Genomic DNA, 17,707 nt, shown 5'->3' with positions numbered 1-17,707 from the left:
CCGGTGGAGGAAGGTTATGATTAACCTCTTCTGGAAACAAAAGACGGGAGCACCAGCGAACCTCCTCTCCGTGCCATTTTCCTCAGAAGAAGAATTCGAGCGAGTGGTATTTGAAACCAAGGGCTTGCTGGAGGATGTTTACCTTCTCAAGCGCCAGGTACGGGGAGGAAAGAAGCCCGGTATTCCTGATATCATCGGGGTGGATAGCGATGGAAACGTCTGCATCGTAGAGATGAAAGACGTTCCCGTTGATGCTTCCATCCTGCCGCAAGTGTTGCAGTATGCGTTTTGGGCGGAGTCGAATCCTGATTCAATCAAATCTCTCTGGCTTGAGTCACCGGAGCAACCAGAAAACGTACCGATTTCGTTCGACGATTACGACGTGCGAATCATTGTGATTGCGCCCTCTATCGACCGTTCGACGTTAAGTCTTGTAGGTAAGATCAACTATCCTGTCGACCTGATCGAGGTCAAAAGGTGGCTGCAAAATGACAATGAGTTTTTGCTGATCAATCGCTTGGAGCCTGAGATCCCTGCTAAGGTTCGACCGGTCCGAGGTCTTCAGACGTATGATCGTGTGTTTTACGAGACGGAGGGCTACAACAAAATTAGCGTGGGACATTTCTTCCGGTACATCGAGGAAACCGCGGCTTTCGTACGCAAAAACAGCTGGCCGCTGGAGCCGAAGTTCAATAAGCTAAGCACTACTGCGGGTTCAAGCACGGATTTTTCAACGCTTTCGGGATCAAATGGATCGGGTCGAAGTCGTTTGCGTTTTTCTTCAAGCTGTCCGAGACCGAGGCAAGACGTCTATGTCCGAAGGGAGTCACGATGACCCGCTATGAAGACCAGTGGAAGGAGGGCGTTTTCAAGATCGAGCCGGGGAGTACCACGGTCGAATCCATGGCGCCCTTATTCAAGGCCGCGGTGGAGAGTCTTACAGGTAGGAGACAATGATCCGGGTTCGGGGTTTCCCAATTTCCTCACTATCCTCCTGCAGCATCCGAGGAGTCAGCTTGCCTACTCGGTTGAGCGTCTGGTGTGATATGGTTTGACGCAACGGATGAACATCGGACTAAAGTGCTTACGTGTGTGACGGCTGGCCATTTGGAGGTAAAGAATGGCCATCACAGTGAGTGGGATGGCAGCCGGATACGTGAAGGATTGCGAAAATTACCGCCAGGCCAGTATATGATCGAATCCATCGACGAAGCCCCGCAGCTCACAGAACCCGAGGAAAGGGGTATCCTTGGGAGTCTTGATGAATTGGACGCCGGACTGGGCATTCCGCTGACTGACTTGGTGCGTGAGACCCGGGGTAGCACCCCTTAAGGAGATGGGCTGGTGGCGACTCGTTCAGATCGTGAGGAACTACTCAGACATTTCGAGAAGCTGTCTCCCGAGAAGCAGCGGGAACTGCTGGCATACGCTCGGAGCTTGACCGAGGCCGACGCTGTCCCCAAGGGCACTCCAGGTAAGGATTTGCTTGTGTTCAGTGGAGCGATCGGACCAAACGATGTCGGTAAAATTGCTCGAGCGATAGAGGAAGACTGCGAGCAAGTAGATCGCAGTGCCTGGTAGAGTCCTCCTCGATACCACGGTCATCATCGCCCTGTTCAATGGGGACAGGGCAGTCGTCGCGTCTCTTTCCGAGGTTACCGAAGTCTTTGCACCAAGTATCGCGGTGGGCGAACTTTTCTACGGAGCAATCAAATCCGGACAAGCTGAGCGCAATATCCGCCAAATCAGAGATTTTGTCCGGGCCACTGCGGTCCTCCCTGTTACCGCATCTACGGCGGAAACATACGGTCGAGTGAAAGACCGACTGAGACAGCAGGGTCGTCCAATTCCTGAGAACGATATCTGGATCGCTGCAGTCGCCCTGGAGCAGGATCTGGACCTGGCGACGCGTGACACTCACTTCGGAGCGGTCGCAGGCCTTCGACTTCAGACCTGGTAGGCTGCCAGCTTACGAATGTCTAGGAAATTCCTCCTGGTCGGCCTCACCGGGGGGATCGCGAGCGGGAAGAGCACGGTCTCCCGGATGTTCCGGGATCTGGGCTGCCTCATCATCGACGCCGACCTGCTCGCGCGCGAGGTGGTCGAGCCGGGCGAGCCGGCCTACGAGAAGATCGTGGCGGAGTTCGGCAGGGGGATCCTCGAGGCCGACGGTGTGATCGATCGGAAGAAGCTCGGGGCGCTCGTCTTCGACGATGAAGCCAAGCGCAAGCGCCTCGAGGCGCTCACGCATCCCGAGATCAGGAAGCGCCAGGCCGCGATCCTGGCCGAGCTCATCACCGAGGGATTCGACGGGATCGTGATCTTCGACGCCCCCCTCCTCGTGGAGGCGGGCGGAGCCAGGAACATGGACCGGCTCGTCGTGGTCTATGCTGACGACGCGGCTCAGCGGAAGCGGCTCGAGCTCCGGGACGGCGTCTCCGCGGCGGAGGCGGACACGAAGATCCGGAGCCAGTTGCCGCTCGCCGAGAAGGTGAAGCGGGCCCATTACGTGGTGGACAACTCCGGAACCCGGGAGGAGACCGAGCGCCGGGTGCGCGAGGTCCACCGGGCGCTCCTCGGCGACCTCAAGGCCTTCCAGGCCAGCCCGGCGTGAGCACCAGCGGGCGCCGCCGGGCCCTCGGGCAGCACTTCCTCCGAGACGTGCGCATCGCGCGGGCCATCGTGGACACGGCGCGCCTGACCCCGGACGACCTCTGCGTCGAGATCGGGCCGGGGCAGGGCGCGCTGACTCTTCTGCTCGCGGAGCGCGCCGGCCGCCTTCTCGCCCTCGAGGTGGACGGAGCGCTGATTTCCCAGCTTCAACCGCGGCTCGGGTCGATTGCCAACGCGGAGGTCCGTCGGGCCGACGCGCGCCGCTTCGATTATTCGGCTCTCCCGGCCCTCCGGCCCTCTCCCGAAGGCCGAGTGGTCGTGGTGGGGAACCTCCCCTACAGCGCCGCCAAGCCGATCCTGGAGCGCCTCGTCGCCGCCCGGGGTGCGGTCTCCGAGATGGTGCTGACCCTTCAGAAGGAGGTCGCCGAGCGGGTTGTCGCAGCGCCCGGGAGCAAGCGCTACGGGGCGCTCTCGGTGCTCACGCAGATCTACTGTGAGGGTCGCCGCGTCATGGCGGTCCCCCCCGGCGCCTTCAGGCCGCCTCCCAAGGTGGACTCCGCTGTCATCCACCTGCGGGTCCTCCCGGCGCCGTGCGTGGCCGTCGGCGATGAGCGCTGGTTTCACCGGCTCGTGAAAGCGGCGTTTGGTCAGAGGCGGAAGCACCTGGCCAACGCCCTCGCCGGAGGGCTTCACTCCACTGTGGCGACGGCGCGGCGGTGGCTCGGGGAGGCCGGCATCGATCCCGAGCGCCGTGCGGAAACGCTGTCGCTTCAGGAGTTTTCGCGCCTCGCCGAGATCGCGCGTCGGGACCAAATTCCTTCGGCGGGCTGAGCGCGGATGGTAAGATAAAAGGGTTTGAACGATAGGAGTTTATCCCGAGTGGACGCCGCCTTCGAGTCCGGTACGATCGAGCCCGCCAGCGAACCATCGGTCCGCCTGATTCCGCTCGGCGGGCTCGGTGAGATCGGCCTCAACATGATGCTGCTCGAGTCGGGCGACGACCTCCTGGCCGTGGACTGCGGCCTCCTCTTCCCCGACGACGAGATGCTCGGGATCGACTACGTGATCCCCGACTTCGCCTACCTCCTCGCCAAGCGAGAATCGCTCCGGGCCGTGGTCCTGACCCACGGTCACGAGGATCACATCGGCGCGTTACCCTACCTCCTCCGCGAGGTCCGCGCGCCTGTCTACGGCACGCCGCTCACCCTTGCGTTGGTCGCCTCCCGCCTGAGCGAGCACGGGCTCCTGGACACGGCCGACCTCCGGCCTCTCAAGCCTCGCGGGGCCATCGAGCTCGGGTCGCTGCGGATCGAGGCCGTGCGCGTCACGCACTCCATTGCCGACGGGATCGGCCTCGCGATCGAGACCCCGGTCGGGACCATCGTCCACACGGGTGACTTCAAACTGGACCCGAGCCCGATCGACGGCCAGCACCCGGACTACCGGAAGTTCGCCGAGCTGGGGGAGCGGGGAGTCCTCGCGCTTCTCTCCGACTCGACCAACGTGGACCGGCCGGGCCACACGCCCTCCGAGTCCGAGGTTGGACGCTCCCTCGCCGCGCTCTTCGAGAAGGCGCGCGGACGGATTATCGTCGCGACGTTCGCGTCCCACATCCACCGGATCCAGCAGGTCCTCGAGCTGGCCGTCCGCTTCGGCCGCAAGCTCGCGCTGCTCGGCATGAGCATGGTGAACAACGTCCGGATCGCGGCCGAGCTGGGCCACCTCAGGGTTCCCGAGGGGACGCTGGTGCCCCTCGACGAGCTGGCCGACCTACCGGCTGGCCGGCAAGTCATCCTCTCCACCGGGAGCCAGGGGGAGCCCAATTCGGCCATCGCGCTGATGGCCGCCAGGGAGCACAAGGACGTCCAGGTGGAGGAGGGGGACCTCGTGATCCTCTCGGCCCGGATCATTCCGGGGAACGAGCGCGTCATCGGCCGCGTCATCAACCAGCTCATGCGCCTCGGGGCCGGGGTCCTCTGGGAGGACGTGGCCTTCGTGCACGTCTCGGGCCACGCCTGCCAGGAAGACCTGAAGCTGATGCTCAACCTGACCCGGCCGCGCTACTTCGTCCCGGTGCACGGCGAATACCGGCACCTGGTCGCCCACGCCCGCCTGGCCGAGTCCGTCGGCTTGCCGCGGGAGCGGATCTTCATCATCGAGGACGGACTCGGCGTCGAGCTTACCAAGAGCTCGGCGCGAGTGCTCGGGCGGTTCCCTGCCGGCAGGGTCTTCGTGGACGGCAAGGGGATCGGCGACGTGGGCGCGGTCGTCCTCCGTGACCGCCAGCTCCTGGCCCAGGACGGCATGGTGGTGGTCGCCCTCACCGTGGATCGCCAGACCGGCGAGCTCCTGGCGGGGCCCGAGATCGCGTCGCGCGGCTTCGTGTACGTGAAGGAGTCCGAGGAGATCCTGGAGGAGGTCAAGACGGTCGTGCGGGAAGCCCTGGCCGAGCGGGACACGGCGGCGCCCGTGAACCGGGAGCTGCTCGGCTCGTTGATGCGGAGCGCGGTGCGACGCTTCATCAACCAGCGCTTCCAGCGGAAGCCGATCGTATTGCCGATCGTGCTGGAGGTGTGAACTTGGTCCAGCGGGTCCTGTCACGGCGAGGAGCCCCACCGTCGGGGCCGGGTACCCGCGCCGAAGGCGTGGGTGCGCCCGGTGTAGGGACCCCCGGCCCCTCCGGTGGGGCGGGGCCCCCGACGCCGAAGGCGTGGGGAGGGGCGCCGCGCCACCCGCTGGACCGGTGCAACGCAGTCGTCCAGGAGACGTAGTGATGGCGCGGAAGAAGCGCGACGCCCGTCGGTGGATCGCCGAGGTGAGGGGGATCCTGGCGCTCTTCGCCGCCGCGTTCGGTATCGCAACGCTGGCCCTCTTCGATCCGGCCGCCGAGCCGGCGGTGCAGGTGAGCCCGGTGGGGCCGGTCGGGCTCTGGCTCGGCTGGGCGTTGTTCTGGGCCTTCGGCTACGCGAGCTACTTGCTCCCGCTGTCGCTCGCCTTCTACGGCGTGAACGTGTTCCTGCGGGCGCGCATCCTGACCGGGCGTTCGGCGCTCGTGGGCGGCGCCCTCCTCCTCCTGAGCGCGACGGGGCTCCTGGCGCACCTCTCGGACCCGGCGGCCGAGCCGAGGATCCATTGGGGAGGCACGCTCGGCTACTGGGAGGCTGAGCTCCTCGGGCGCTCGATTGGGGCGGTCGGCACGCTCCTGGTGCTGCTGACGCTCGTTCCCGTGGCGCTCCTCTTTCTCACCCAGGTGTCGTATGCGGTCCTTTCGCGGAGCCTCACGGCTCGGCTCGGCTGGCTCGCGCGACAGAGGCTGGCTCGATGGGAGCCCGTCGCCGTCGAGACGCAGGAGGTCCAGCCTCCGAAGATCGCGGAGCCCGAGCCTCGGAGTGACCCGGCGCCACCGGTCGTCGCTGAGCCGGTCAGACCCAAGAGCCGACTCGCCGAACGAGGGCTTGCCTGGCAGGAGACCTTTGACTTCGACGGCGGTCGCCAGCGGGACTTCCAGCTCCCGCCGGTCGGCCTCCTCAAGGTGCCGGCCGCCGCCGAGCTCAGGCGGACCCGCGAGGAGCTCCAGGCCAACGCCGAGGTCCTGAAGCGGAAACTCCTCGACTTCGGCGTCGAGGGACGGATCGTCCAGGTGAACCCCGGCCCGGTCATCACGGCGTACGAATTCGAGCCCGCGGCGGGCGTCAAGGTCAATCAGGTCGTCAACCTGGCCGATGACCTGGCGCTGGCGATGAAGGCGGCGGCGGTGCGCGTGGTGGGGCCGATCCCCAGTCGCGGGACGGTCGCGGTCGAGGTCCCCAACGCCGAGCCCGAGACGGTCTACCTCCGGGAGATCCTGGTGTCTCAGGAGTTCATCGAGTCCAAGGGCAAGCTCCCGCTGGCCCTCGGCAAGGACACCATCGGGAACCCCTACGTCGCGGACCTGGCCGCGATGCCGCATCTCCTGATCGCGGGGGCGACGGGCTCCGGGAAGTCGGCGGGCATCAACGCCATGATCTGCTCCATCCTCTACAAGCTCACGCCGGCCGAGGTGCGCTTCCTCATGATCGATCCTAAGCGGCTCGAGCTCGGCGTCTACGAGGCGGTCCCGCATCTCATCGCCCCCGTCGTTACTGACGCGCGGGAGGCCGCGGCCCGGCTCCGGTGGGCCGTAGCGAAGATGGAGGAGCGCTACAGGCTCCTCGCGACCCGCCACGCGCGCAGCGTCGAGAGCTACAACAAGGAGGTGCCGCCGGCCGAGCGGCTCGCGTACCTGGTCATCGTGGTGGACGAGCTGGCCGATCTCATGATGGCCTCGGCCGGTGAGGTGCAGAACTCGCTCGTGCGGCTCGCCCAGATCGCCCGCGCCGTCGGCATCCACCTGATCGTCGCGACCCAGCGGCCGTCTGTGGACGTGGTCACCGGGCTGATCAAGGCGAACTTCCCCGCTCGGATCGCCTTCCAGGTGGCCTCGCGGGTAGACTCGCGCACGATCCTGGACGGCAACGGCGCCGAGCAGCTCCTGGGCCGCGGCGACATGATCTTCGTCCCGCCAGGCGGGTCCCGCCAGGTGCGCGTCCACGGTTCCTGGGTCGCCGAGGACGAGGTGAAGGCGGTCTGTGACTTCCTGCGGAAGCAGGGGAAGGTGACCTACGAGGAGGTGGAGCTCCCGGACGAGGAGGGTACCGGGGAGGCCGGGGAGGCGGCCGAGCGCGATGAGAGCTACTGGGACGCCGTCCAGCTCGTGATCGTTCAGCGGCAGGCCTCCATCTCCTTCCTCCAGCGGCGGCTGGGCCTCGGCTACCCCAAGGCCGCCCGCTTCATCGACATGATGGAGCAGGACCGGGTCATCGGGCCCGGCCAGGGGGCCAAGCCCCGCGAGATCCTGGTCGGGCCCGAGTACCTGGCCAAGCGCGGAAGGTAGGTCCACGCTTCGACCGTCCATGAAGCCCATCCGGGCCGTCGTCTTCGACCTCGACGGAACGCTGGTCGACACCTTCGCGATCTACGGCCGGATCTACAGCGCTCTTTTCGAGGCGCATTTCGGCCGCCGGCTCAGCCCGGAGGAGGTCTTCGCGCTCGGGCCGACCGCCGAGACCCTGACGATCAGGAGGATCGTGGGCGAGGCGGCGGCGCGCATGTATCTCGAGCGCTTCTGCCGCGAGTACGCGGGCGAACTCGAGCGTGCTGGCGCCCTGACCTACGCGGGGGTGCCCGAGCTTGTCGAGGGCTGCCGCGCCCGGGGTCTCGGGCTCGGGATCTACACCAACAAGGTCCGCGAGACCGCCGAGCTGACGCTCGCGCGCCTCCCCTTCGCCCGGGCCTTTTCAAGCGTCGTGACGGCCAGCCATGTCCGGTTCCTCAAACCGCACCCCGAAGGGATCCAGCGCGCGATAGCGGAGCTCGGGGCCTCGGCCAACGAGACGCTGTACGTCGGAGACTGGGCGGCAGACATCGCGACCGGGCGCGCCGCCGGCGTCCGCACTGGCCTCGCCGCCTGGCAGCCCAGGCCGTTCCCGCTTGACTCTGGAGCTCCGTCACCGGACTTCGTCTTCGTGCGTCCGGAGGAGCTGCTGCGCCTGGTAGCCGGGACAGCCGAGGGCTGGAATGGCGCGCGCTGAAGCCGGCTGCCGCATGCTCTGGATCGCGGCGCTCTCCACATTTCTCCTGGTCTCAGCCGGCCCGGCCTTCGCCCAGACGCTGGAGGACGTCGTGGCGGGGTTGGAGGGCGCCTACGAGAAGATCAGCGACCTCCGCGCGGAGTTCATCCAGAACGCCTTCAACCGGAGCCTCGGCCAGACCATCAAAGCCGAGGGGACCGTCTATCTGAAGAAGCCCGGCAAGATGCGCTGGGAGTACCGGACCCCGACGCCCCAGCAGATCGTCTCCGACGGCAAGTCCCTCTGGGTCTACACGCCGGAGCTGAACCAGGTCAACGTGGGCGAGGCGCCGCGGGCCCTGGCCGGCCCGGCGGGAAGCTTCCTGGCCGGGCTCGGCCGGCTCCGTGAGACCTTCACCGTGCGCTTTCTGAACCCGCTGAAGGTGGATGCCGCGGGGAACCCCGTCCTGGACCTGACGCCCAAGCGTCCCGAGCCGGTCCTGACCCGGCTGATCCTCACCGTGGACCCGAAGGCGTCCCTGGTGCGGAAGGCGGTGCTCTACGACCAGTTCGAGAATACCGTGACGATGGAGTTCACGAAGGTGGCGGTGAACCTGAGCCTCGCCGACACGCTCTTCGCCTTCAGGCCCCCCAGGGGCGCGGCCGTGGTCCCGTTGGAAATGCGCTGACGTTTCGGGTACGCTCGTCTCAGACGAGGGGACGTCCGATGGCGGCCGCCGAGAATTCCTTCGACATCGCCTGCAAGCTGGACATGCAGGAGGTCGCCAACGCCCTGAACCAGACCACCAAGGAGATCCAGCAGCGCTACGACCTCAAGGGCTCGCGCTGCCAGGTCACGCTGGAAAAGACGGAGATCATCGTGCTGGCGGACGACGACATGAAGCTCAAGGCCGTGATCGACATCCTCCAGTCCAGGCTCCACCGGCGCGGGGTGCCGCTCAAGGCCCTGAGCTACGGCAACGTCGAGCCGGCCGCCGGCGGGATTCTCCGCCAGCGGATCGCCCTCCAGCAGGGGATCCCGATCGAGAAAGCGCGGGAGATCGTGAAGCTCATCAAGGAGACCAAGCTGAAGCTCCAGGCCCAGATCCAGGAGGACCAGGTGCGCGTCTCCGGCAAGAGCCGGGACGACCTCCAGGCGGCCATCGCCCTGCTCCGCGAGAGAGACCTCGGGATCGCCCTCCAGTTCGTGAACTACCGGTCGACCTGAGGTAAGGGTACCCGATTCTCATGGGTGTGCCCTCTGGCCGTGGATCACGCAGTGCATTCTGCGGTGCTGCACCTGTGATACAGTTGTCGTTGTCATGCCAGGCAAGAATCCGAGAGTGAACCCGCTGTATGAAGTGCTCGACCGCCTCGCGTGGCGAGACGGACCCCCCCCTTCTCTGAAAGCAAGCGGCCTCATCCGTAACACGCTGGAGGCCCACGAAGATCTCGCGCTGGCCATGATTGCCGAGGACCGTGAGAGGACGTTTGATTCGTCGCGAGCGCTTGCGCACCGCGAAGTTTGGCGATCCCCGCGAAGGGTGAAGAAACGCTGAGTACCCTACACCCTTCGCCATCACCCGAAGCTTGCCTAGGAAGGCGTTCTGGCATGCCAGCCAACCTTGGCCAGCGTATTGTCTGTTCCATCCAGATGCAGCTTATAACAAGTCCCGAACGCTATAGTACCCTGGACACAGGCCTGCTCAAATGGGCGCTGGAAGCTTGGAGCGAGAACTACCGGTTCGTTTCCGAAATGAGAGTGATCCAGGGGATAGAAGAGGTGATGAGTTAAATGATCAAGCGTCTGCGCTTCATTAACTATCGAAGTCATGCGGATTCGGAAGTCTACCTGGAGCCCCTCACTGTGTTGATTGGGCCAGTTGCAGGGGGGAAGTCAAACGTGTTCAAGGGGATGCTATTAATTCAAAACTCTGTGCATCGATCGCCGGAGGAGTTGTTTCCGCCGGGACTCGGGGAGTTTCACTGGGTTCGAAGTCGCTGGGCGGGCGAGACCGATCCAGTTGGATTCGAAGTCGATCTGGAGAAACTGCCAAACGATCACCACGCACGGTACACGCTCAAACTTGCCGATTCCCCCGCCGGAATCTACGTCCTGGAGGAAACGCTGCAGAGACAGATAGCTGGGGAGCCCTGGGAGTGGGTCTTTCAAAGACGGTCGCGTCCGCATTCGATGGGAGAGTTTGGGGATGTGGATCCTTACGGGCCTACAACCCTAAATCAAGTGTGGCACCGGGATCCAAGAGTTCGCCAAACTGCGGCGGGCCCATTGTTCGCGAGGGACGTAGCGGAAGTGTTGTCTCGCTTCGGCTACTTCCACTTAGAGGCATCAGAGCTCAAATCTTTGGGCACGGGTCAGTCGTGGGAGCGCATTGGATACAATGGCGATCGTTTGCCGGATTTCATCGCGTGGGCGAAAGGCGAGCCGGGTGCGAAGGTGTATGAGTCAATCCTCATGCAAATGCGAGAGCTGTTGCCGGAACTGGAAGACATACTCGTCACTCAGGTGCAGCCTGATAGGCAAGGGCTCGCCATGTCCTTCAGCGGATATCGCGGTTACATCGCGGCTCCCGATCTCAGTGATGGGACGATGTTCACCCTGGGCATGCTATGCATCGCAGCGAGTCCTCGACGCCCAGCGGTCCTGTGTATCGAGGAACCAGAAACCGGATTGCATCCTAGAAGACTGCGCTGGTTGTTCGACCGTTTCATGGAGCTGGCTTACCCACCGGAGGGGCAGCCACGGACACAAATGATATTATCCACCCACTCTCCCTATCTCGTTGACTTCTTTAAAGACATGCTGGATGCGGTCAAAGTGGTTGAACAAAAAGAGGGGCGGAGCCGGATCATGTCTCTCACCGAGATCCAGAAGGAGAAGCTGCGCTACGAGCCGGAGACGGGTGAGAGCATCGGACATCTGTGGGCGAGCGGACTGTACGAGGGTTTCTAAAGTCCTCATGTTGGTCGGATTCCTTGTGGAGGGATGGGATTACCTTATCCTGCGCGCGTACCTGGGGAAGATTCTAGGCTGTCCGGAGGACGAGCTGGAAGCGGACCGCATTGAAGCTCTCGGTCCAGGATGGCAGTTCGTCCTCAGAATGATTCCAAAGGCGCTTAGACGATTCTACGGGAAGTGTGCTCAATTTGCGGTGGTGGCGATCGATAATGATGGGAATCTAGAGTTGCTGAATGGAAAACTGCTCGAGGACCCGAACCATCCGAGGCACTGGGTACATGTTCCAGTGAAAGCGACATGTGAGCGCTGTCGCTGGTGCCAACTGCATAGTCAGATTGAAGCGACGCGGCCTGCTTTGTATTGGCTCCCAAAGAAACATGGGGCTGAGTGGCCGATTATAATCGCGGTACCAGTGGAGGCGATCGAGGCCTGGCTGCTCATCAGCCAGTTTTTGTTGAACCCTAAACGGGGATCGGCGCACGCGGAGCGCGAGTGTCGTCGCCAATTTAAGCAGAGATTATACGGAAAACCGGAAGTGTCGCGCGCCGATATTGAGACGGTCTCGCTACCGCTTATTCGCACGTTGGGAACCGAACAAGTAGAGAAACTCAAGCAGCTTTCTAAGAGTTTTAATCAGTTTTCGGAACAGCTAAATCAATATCGCGACAAGATCCTCGGGGATCCTGACTGTTGGTAAAAGCGGTTGCCGGCAAGTCATCTTGGGGCTACAGACCCCAGACCGCTGGAGGTCTTCAGCGGCTACGAAAGTTACGCTGGCAGGGGCGCTTAGCAAGCCACTCAGGAGGACAAAACCCGTCGAGTGCCTATTGGAAACCAGGGTCGAGGTGAGTATAATCGGTTGCCCATGAAGATTCACCTGACCACGCTCGGGTGCCCGAAGAATCAGGTGGATTCCGAGCTGATGCTCGGGATGCTGGCGCGGGCCGGGCACGAGGTCGTGCCGACGGCCGAGGCCGCCGACTGCCTGATCGTCAACACGTGCGCCTTCATCGACCGGGCGCGCGAGGAGTCGGTGCACACGATCCTCGACCTGGCCCAGCTCAAGGGCCAGGACCGCAGCCGCTCGCTCATCGTCACCGGCTGTCTCTCCCAGCGCTACGGCCGCGAGGTTCTGGACGAGATCCCGGAGGTGGACGCGATCCTGGGCACCTCGGAGCTCGATCGGATCCTGGACCTGGTGGGCCAGACCGAGGCCCGCCGGGACTGGGCGACGAACGCCCCGCCCGGATACCTCTACGACGCGGCGATGCCGCGCCTCCTCACGCGGCCCGTGCCGTACGCCTACGTGAAGATCGCCGAGGGCTGCGACATGGGCTGCGCCTTCTGCGCGATCCCGCAGTTTCGGGGTGCCCACCGGAGCCGGCCCCTCGCTGACATCGTTCGCGAAGTCCACGGGCTGGCCGAGCGCGGGATTCGGGAGGTGATCCTGGTCTCCCAGGACACCCTGGCTTACGGAAAGGACCTCCGCGGCAACGGTGACATCGGCGATCTCCTGCTGGCGCTCTCCGACACGGCGATCCCGTGGATCCGACCGATGTACCTCCACCCGGCCCACGTGAGTGACCGCCTCCTCGCCAAGTGGCGGCGCGCGCGAGTCCTCCCGTACCTCGACATGCCGGTCCAGCACGCTGACGACGGCATCCTGCGGGCGATGCGGCGGGGAGTGACGGCCCGGCGGATGCGCGAGATCTTCCGGGCCTTTCGCGACGCGAGCCCGGACCTCACGCTCCGGACGACGGTGCTGGTCGGCTTCCCCGGCGAGAGCGAGACGGCCTTCGAGAACCTCCTCGAGTTCGTCGAGGAGGTCCGCTTCGACCGCCTCGGCGTCTTCACCTACTCGCCCGAGGAAGGGACGCCTGCGGCCGGCATGGCGCAGGTCCCGCGGGAGGTGAGCGACGAGCGGGCGCGGATCGTCCAGGAGTACCAGGAGCGGATCGCGTGGGAACGGCAGCAGGCGCTGGTCGGCACGGTCCAGACGGTGCTCGTGGACGGGCCGAGCGAGGATCCGGCGTTTGCGTGGGAGGGACGGCTCGCCGGTCAGGCTCCCGAGATCGACGGGGTCGTCTATCTGCGCCACCGCGACCTCGTCCCCGGCAGCTTCGCGCGAGTCCGGGTCGTTGAGGTCGAGGGGTACGAGCTGATCGCCGAGCCCCTCGCCACCGGGGACCGGGGATTGCCCTAGCAGACCGCTTCGCGCTCGTGGTGGCCACCGGCGGCGGCATCGGCTACTGCCCTGTCGCCCCGGGCACAGCGGCAAGCCTCTTCGCTCTGCTGCTCGCGTGGGCGCTGCCGTTTTCCTGGCGCGGGCTGGCATTGGTCGTCCTGGTGGTCACGGTTCTCGGCGCGTGGGCGGCCACGCGGGCCGAGCGCCTGTTCGGCGCACGGGACCCGAGCCGCGTGGTCATTGACGAGATCGCCGGCATGTGGCTGTCGGTGCTCACCCTCCCGCGCTCCCTCTGGCCGCTCCTCGCGGCGTTCCTTCTCTTCAGGCTCTTCGACATCGTCAAGCCCTTTCCCATCCGCCAGAGCGAGAACTTCTCCGGGGGGCTCGGCATCATGCTGGACGACCTGATCGCCGGTGTATACACGCTGCTCTGCCTCCGCGCGCTGCTCGCGCTCCTGGGACGGGGCGGATGAGCTTCCTCGGAGGGGGGCGCACCCACGCCGACCCCCCGCGCTACCGCGCGCACCCACCGCTTCGCGGTGGGTACCCGGCGCGGGTACCCGCCCCTTCCGAACCTCCCCCGTGCAGTTCGAGCCGAGGGGCTCCCGACAAGCCGCAGGCGAGGAGAGCCACGAGGCGAGGCCCGAGTTAGTTGCGCCGGCCGAGCCGGCGCTCGAAGGGACGGTGCCGAGTCATGACCGAGGGTAGCGTAGTGCCATGAGCGGGTGCCTTATCCTCACCGTGAGCCCGGGCGCCCTGCTCGGTCCGGTTGACGAGGCGGGGCGGCTCGTCGCTCTCGCCGTCGCGCGCGAGGGGGTCCCGATCGCGTCCCGCCAGGTGGTGGACGAGGACGAACCGGCGGTGGAGGCCGCACTCCGCCAGGGCCTCGAAGGGCACCGGCTCACGGTCGTCCTGAACGCCACCGGCGGCTCGGCGGGCGAGACGGTGCGCCGGGTGCTGGCGCGGCTGACCGGGACACGGCTGGTCCTGAACGAAGGGCTCCTCGCGGCTTTCGAGAAAGCGCGCGCGCGCCGCGGCCAGGCGATGCCACGGCGGCTCGATCGGCTGGCCCTGCTCCCCCAGGGGGCGACCCTCTGGTCGGTGGACGACGATCAGGTGAGCTGGCTGCTCGAAACCGCTCACGGCGCTGTTGCCGTGCTTCCCCAGGCGTCGGCTGCCCTTTCCGTGGTCGTGACCCGGAACCTCGTGCCGTTCGCGCGGGAGCGCTTCGCCGGCCGGGAGGTGGTCCTGCTCAGAACCCTCCGCGTCGTGGGCGTTGCGCCCGGCGATGCGGAGGCGCGACTGGGGAACTGGCTCAGGCCCGAGAGCCCGGTGGGGGTGAGCTGCCTCCCGATGGAGGGCGAGGTCTGGGTGCGGCTCCGCGCCCGCGACTCCTCGCTCGCCCTGGCCGAGGCCGCGCTCGGGGAGGTCGAGGCGCAGGTGGTGGAGGTCCTGGGCGCGGATTGTTACGGCCGCGACCAGGAGAGCCTGGAGGTCGTCGTGGGGCGTCTGCTTCTCGAGCGACGCCTCACGCTCTCGGTCGCCGAGTCGTGCACGGGGGGCCTCCTGAGCCATCGGATCACCAACGTCCCCGGGGCCTCCGCCTACTTCGAGCGCGGCGTCGTGGTGTACAGTAACCAGGCCAAGGAGGAGCTCCTGGACGTGCCGCGCGAGCTGCTGATCGCCCACGGCGCCGTGAGCGGCCCCGTCGCCGAGGCCATGGCGCGCGGGATCTGCCGGAAGACCGGCACCCCCCTCGGGCTCGGCGTCACCGGGATCGCGGGACCCGACGGCGGCACGCCGGCCAAGCCCGTGGGGACCGTGTACGTCGCGCTGGCGACCGCCGACGGGGCGCGCGCCCGGCGCTTCAGCTTCGCGGGGGGGCGAGAGGCGATCAAATGGGAGTCGACCCAGGTCGCCCTGGACATCCTCCGTCGCCGCCTCCTCCAGCTCGAGGAGCGGTGGTGAGCGGGCGCATCCGCGCCTTCGTCGCGATCCTCCTGGACAGCGGGGTCCGTGAGGCGGTCGCAGCCGAACTCGAGCGACTGAGGCCGCTGGCCCGCTCCGTGTCCTGGGTGCCGACCCAGAACCTTCACCTCACGTTCAAGTTCCTGGGCGAGATCCAGGCGGAGGCGCTGGAGGCGGTCAAAGAGGCGCTGGTCGAGGGAGTGGCGGCCGCGGAGCCGTTCACCCTGACGTTCCACGGCCTCGGCGCCTTCCCGGGGCTGGCCCGGCCGCGCGTCATCTGGGTCGGCGTGGCTCGGGGCGGGCGGGAGTGCCAGGCACTTCAGGCTCAGGTGGACGCAGCGCTCAACCGTCGCGGGTTCCCGAAGGACGCGCGGGCCTACACGCCGCACTTGACGATCGGCCGCGTGCGCGATCCGCGGGGCCTGGTGGCGCTCCAGCAGGCCATTACGCAGAATGCGCAGAAGACCTTCGGCGATCAGCGCGTGAGCGCGATCTCCCTCATGCGGAGCGACCTCCACCCCAGCGGCGCCCGCTATACCGAGCTCTCGACGGCCTCTTTCCCGGGTCGCTGACGGTTGTTCCTCGTCACGACCGGAGCAGGCGCTCGGCCAGCTCCCGTCGGGCCCGGGCCAGCTCCTGGCGCATCTTGTCCGGCACCTGGGGGCGCTCGGTGCTGGCGAAAAGATTCGCTTCGACCTGGAGCGTCCCGGCCACCTTGTCCAGGCTCTGCGGGCTCAGATGGGATTCGATCCCGTAGTCCGGCAGGCGCAGATCGAAGCGGGCGCGGAGGTGAAGGAGGTCCCCGGGCAGACGGCGGGCGGTCCTCTCGCTGGCCCTGAGCCAGGTGAGGTCGCCCCGGATCGGGCAGGGGTTGGACGCCCCATGAAGCTCGACCGTTCCCATGGCCTCGAGGACGATCGTGGTACCGTTAGCCAGCCCCGTGGGCATTGCCGGGGAGAGGACCTTGTCCAGGCTGAACCGTATCGTCGGGAACTTCGCAGCATCAAGCCACCGGTCGCTTCTCAGGACCTCGTTCATCAGCGGGATGCCTGTGTCGAGGGAGTCCACGGGCACCGAGAGCCTGACGGATGGCTGCCGGAGAATATCGACGGTGTCGATCTCGACCTCCCCGGCGATGTTATTGGTGCGGACCAGGATCGTCTCCAATGGCGCCAGGGACAGGACCTGGATGCCATTGCGTCCCACCGGGTCGTCGATAAAAAACGTCGTTCGTGGCATGACGCACCCCTCCTTACCTGATGTTCGGGCCTCCGGCGAGTCGGGGCCGTGAAAAAGGGCAAACGGTGCGCCAAGCTTAAGCCGGGGGAACTGGAAGCGTCAAGCGTACGTAGCCCGGGTCGAGCAGTCTGGCCGCGTGTATCAGATTCGCGACATTGACAAGCTCTCGCGACCCGGACATCATGCCCGAGCCGATTGACTTTGCGCGGGTCTCACCCCTACAATGGCGTGACTTCAGATGGAAGCGCGCGTTTATCCTGATCCGTCGGGCCACCCTGGAAGACCGAGTCCCCCGCGTTTGAGGAGGCGAGCATGGCTGAAGTGAAGCACGATCGCCGGCAGGCGCTGGAGCTCGCCATCGCTCAGATCGAGAGGCAGTTCGGCAAGGGGGCCGTCATGCGCCTGGGCGCGCGAGGGGCGCTGGAGGAGGTGCCGGTAATCCCGACCGGCGCGCTCTCGCTGGACGTGGCCCTCGGCATCGGCGGGATCCCCCGGGGGCGCGTCACCGAGATCTTCGGGCCGGAGTCGTCGGGGAAGACTACGCTGGCGCTCCATATCATCGCCGAGGCCCAGCGCGCGGGCGGCGTGGCCGCCTTCATCGACGCCGAGCACGCCCTCGACCCGAACTACACGAAAAACCTCGGCGTCAACGCCGACGAGCTTTTGCTCTCTCAGCCCGACACGGGGGAGCAGGCCCTGGAGATCGCGGAGGCGCTCGTCCGCTCCAACGCGGTGGAAGTGGTCGTCGTGGATTCGGTCGCGGCCCTCGTCCCCCGCGCCGAGCTCGACGGCGAGATGGGGGACTCCCTCCCCGGGCTCCAGGCGCGCCTCATGTCCCAGGCGCTCCGGAAGCTCACCGCCGCGATCTCGCGGTCGGGGACCGCGGTGATCTTCATCAACCAGATCCGCGAGAAGATAGGGATAATGTTCGGCAACCCCGAGACCACGCCGGGCGGCCGCGCGCTGAAGTTCTCCGCCTCGGTGCGCCTGGACATCCGCCGCCAGGAGGCGATCAAGTCGGGGACCGAGTCGGTGGGGGCCCGGACCAAAGTCAAGGTCGTGAAGAACAAGCTTTCGCCGCCGTATCGCGAGGCCGAGTTCGACATGATCTACGGCGAGGGGATCTCGCGGGAGG

17 protein-coding genes are annotated in these 17,707 nt (G+C 65.8%); 16 read left to right on the top strand and 1 reads right to left on the bottom strand.

Going from position 1 to position 17,707, the window contains the following annotated elements:
• Positions 1-16 precede the first annotated feature (16 nt).
• From HY726_11825 to thpR, 15 genes are all read left to right on the top strand, one after another.
• Positions 17-835 carry a hypothetical protein gene (locus tag HY726_11825; protein MBI4609683.1) on the top strand — a complete coding sequence of 273 codons (819 nt, stop codon included), beginning with the start codon at positions 17-19 and terminating at the stop codon, positions 833-835.
• A gap of 735 nt (positions 836-1,570) precedes the next feature.
• Complete coding sequence (locus tag HY726_11820) at positions 1,571-1,960, top strand: type II toxin-antitoxin system VapC family toxin (protein ID MBI4609682.1); 390 nt, start codon at positions 1,571-1,573, stop codon at positions 1,958-1,960.
• Positions 1,961-1,975: 15 nt separating this feature from the next.
• Positions 1,976-2,614 carry a dephospho-CoA kinase gene (locus tag HY726_11815; GenBank protein MBI4609681.1) on the top strand — a complete coding sequence of 213 codons (639 nt, stop codon included), beginning with the start codon at positions 1,976-1,978 and terminating at the stop codon, positions 2,612-2,614.
• Complete coding sequence (gene rsmA / locus HY726_11810) at positions 2,611-3,444, top strand: ribosomal RNA small subunit methyltransferase A (protein MBI4609680.1); 834 nt, start codon at positions 2,611-2,613, stop codon at positions 3,442-3,444. The genes HY726_11815 and rsmA overlap by 4 nt, the downstream gene beginning before the upstream one ends.
• Positions 3,445-3,519: 75 nt before the next feature.
• Positions 3,520-5,190 (top strand): ribonuclease J, encoded by a 1,671-nt coding sequence (locus HY726_11805; protein MBI4609679.1) that lies wholly within the window; start codon positions 3,520-3,522, stop codon positions 5,188-5,190.
• 196 nt (positions 5,191-5,386) lie between these two features.
• Complete coding sequence (locus HY726_11800) at positions 5,387-7,525, top strand: DNA translocase FtsK 4TM domain-containing protein (GenBank protein MBI4609678.1); 2,139 nt, start codon at positions 5,387-5,389, stop codon at positions 7,523-7,525.
• A 19-nt stretch (positions 7,526-7,544) separates the two neighbouring features.
• The gene (locus HY726_11795; protein MBI4609677.1) at positions 7,545-8,222 is read left to right on the top strand and encodes an HAD-IA family hydrolase; all 678 of its coding nucleotides are present in this window, start codon (positions 7,545-7,547) and stop codon (positions 8,220-8,222) included.
• On the top strand, positions 8,209-8,889 hold the full coding sequence (gene lolA / locus HY726_11790) for an outer membrane lipoprotein chaperone LolA (GenBank protein MBI4609676.1): 681 nt from the start codon (positions 8,209-8,211) through the stop codon (positions 8,887-8,889). The genes HY726_11795 and lolA overlap by 14 nt, the downstream gene beginning before the upstream one ends.
• A 38-nt stretch (positions 8,890-8,927) precedes the next feature.
• On the top strand, positions 8,928-9,428 hold the full coding sequence (locus HY726_11785) for a YajQ family cyclic di-GMP-binding protein (GenBank protein ID MBI4609675.1): 501 nt from the start codon (positions 8,928-8,930) through the stop codon (positions 9,426-9,428).
• 567 nt (positions 9,429-9,995) lie between these two features.
• The gene (locus HY726_11780; GenBank protein ID MBI4609674.1) at positions 9,996-11,174 is read left to right on the top strand and encodes an AAA family ATPase; all 1,179 of its coding nucleotides are present in this window, start codon (positions 9,996-9,998) and stop codon (positions 11,172-11,174) included.
• Positions 11,175-11,181: 7 nt separating this feature from the next.
• A complete protein-coding gene (locus tag HY726_11775) occupies positions 11,182-11,877 on the top strand; it encodes a hypothetical protein (protein MBI4609673.1) in 696 nt (231 codons plus the stop codon).
• A gap of 168 nt (positions 11,878-12,045) precedes the next feature.
• Entirely contained in the window at positions 12,046-13,383 is a 1,338-nt protein-coding gene (gene rimO, locus HY726_11770; protein MBI4609672.1) for a 30S ribosomal protein S12 methylthiotransferase RimO, read from the top strand.
• The gene (locus tag HY726_11765; protein MBI4609671.1) at positions 13,374-13,838 is read left to right on the top strand and encodes a phosphatidylglycerophosphatase A; all 465 of its coding nucleotides are present in this window, start codon (positions 13,374-13,376) and stop codon (positions 13,836-13,838) included. The genes rimO and HY726_11765 overlap by 10 nt, the downstream gene beginning before the upstream one ends.
• A gap of 244 nt (positions 13,839-14,082) precedes the next feature.
• Positions 14,083-15,333, top strand: coding sequence for a nicotinamide-nucleotide amidohydrolase family protein (locus HY726_11760; protein ID MBI4609670.1), 1,251 nt, complete (start codon positions 14,083-14,085; stop codon positions 15,331-15,333).
• Positions 15,330-15,905 (top strand): RNA 2',3'-cyclic phosphodiesterase, encoded by a 576-nt coding sequence (thpR, locus tag HY726_11755; GenBank protein MBI4609669.1) that lies wholly within the window; start codon positions 15,330-15,332, stop codon positions 15,903-15,905. The genes HY726_11760 and thpR overlap by 4 nt, the downstream gene beginning before the upstream one ends.
• Before the next feature lie 13 nt (positions 15,906-15,918).
• Here the strand turns inward: thpR and HY726_11750 are convergent, their stop codons facing one another.
• Positions 15,919-16,572 (bottom strand): YceI family protein, encoded by a 654-nt coding sequence (locus HY726_11750; GenBank protein ID MBI4609668.1) that lies wholly within the window; start codon positions 16,570-16,572, stop codon positions 15,919-15,921.
• 312 nt (positions 16,573-16,884) lie between these two features.
• Between HY726_11750 and recA the strand changes: the two genes are divergently transcribed.
• On the top strand, positions 16,885-17,707 hold an 823-nt coding region (recA, locus tag HY726_11745), incomplete at its 3' end, for a recombinase RecA (GenBank protein ID MBI4609667.1).

The organism is Candidatus Rokuibacteriota bacterium (assembly GCA_016209385.1).
In the GTDB taxonomy this organism is placed as follows: domain Bacteria; phylum Methylomirabilota; class Methylomirabilia; order Rokubacteriales; family CSP1-6; genus JACQWB01.
The sequence above is the reverse complement of the archived record's forward strand: the minus strand, read 5'-3'. Positions and strand labels throughout refer to the sequence as shown.

What these genes read in the sequence shown, in the direction of transcription:
- HY726_11825 (MBI4609683.1), top strand. Translation starts at nt 17, where the DNA reads ATGATTAACCTCTTCTGGAAACAAAAGACGGGAGCACCAGCGAACCTC.
- HY726_11815 (MBI4609681.1), top strand. Translation starts at nt 1,976, where the DNA reads ATGTCTAGGAAATTCCTCCTGGTCGGCCTCACCGGGGGGATCGCGAGC.
- HY726_11800 (MBI4609678.1), top strand. Translation starts at nt 5,387, where the DNA reads ATGGCGCGGAAGAAGCGCGACGCCCGTCGGTGGATCGCCGAGGTGAGG.
- HY726_11795 (MBI4609677.1), top strand. Translation starts at nt 7,545, where the DNA reads ATGAAGCCCATCCGGGCCGTCGTCTTCGACCTCGACGGAACGCTGGTC.
- lolA (MBI4609676.1), top strand. Translation starts at nt 8,209, where the DNA reads ATGGCGCGCGCTGAAGCCGGCTGCCGCATGCTCTGGATCGCGGCGCTC.
- HY726_11785 (MBI4609675.1), top strand. Translation starts at nt 8,928, where the DNA reads ATGGCGGCCGCCGAGAATTCCTTCGACATCGCCTGCAAGCTGGACATG.
- HY726_11780 (MBI4609674.1), top strand. Translation starts at nt 9,996, where the DNA reads ATGATCAAGCGTCTGCGCTTCATTAACTATCGAAGTCATGCGGATTCG.
- HY726_11775 (MBI4609673.1), top strand. Translation starts at nt 11,182, where the DNA reads ATGTTGGTCGGATTCCTTGTGGAGGGATGGGATTACCTTATCCTGCGC.
- rimO (MBI4609672.1), top strand. Translation starts at nt 12,046, where the DNA reads ATGAAGATTCACCTGACCACGCTCGGGTGCCCGAAGAATCAGGTGGAT.
- HY726_11760 (MBI4609670.1), top strand. Translation starts at nt 14,083, where the DNA reads ATGAGCGGGTGCCTTATCCTCACCGTGAGCCCGGGCGCCCTGCTCGGT.
- HY726_11750 (MBI4609668.1), bottom strand. Translation starts at nt 16,572, where the DNA reads ATGCCACGAACGACGTTTTTTATCGACGACCCGGTGGGACGCAATGGC.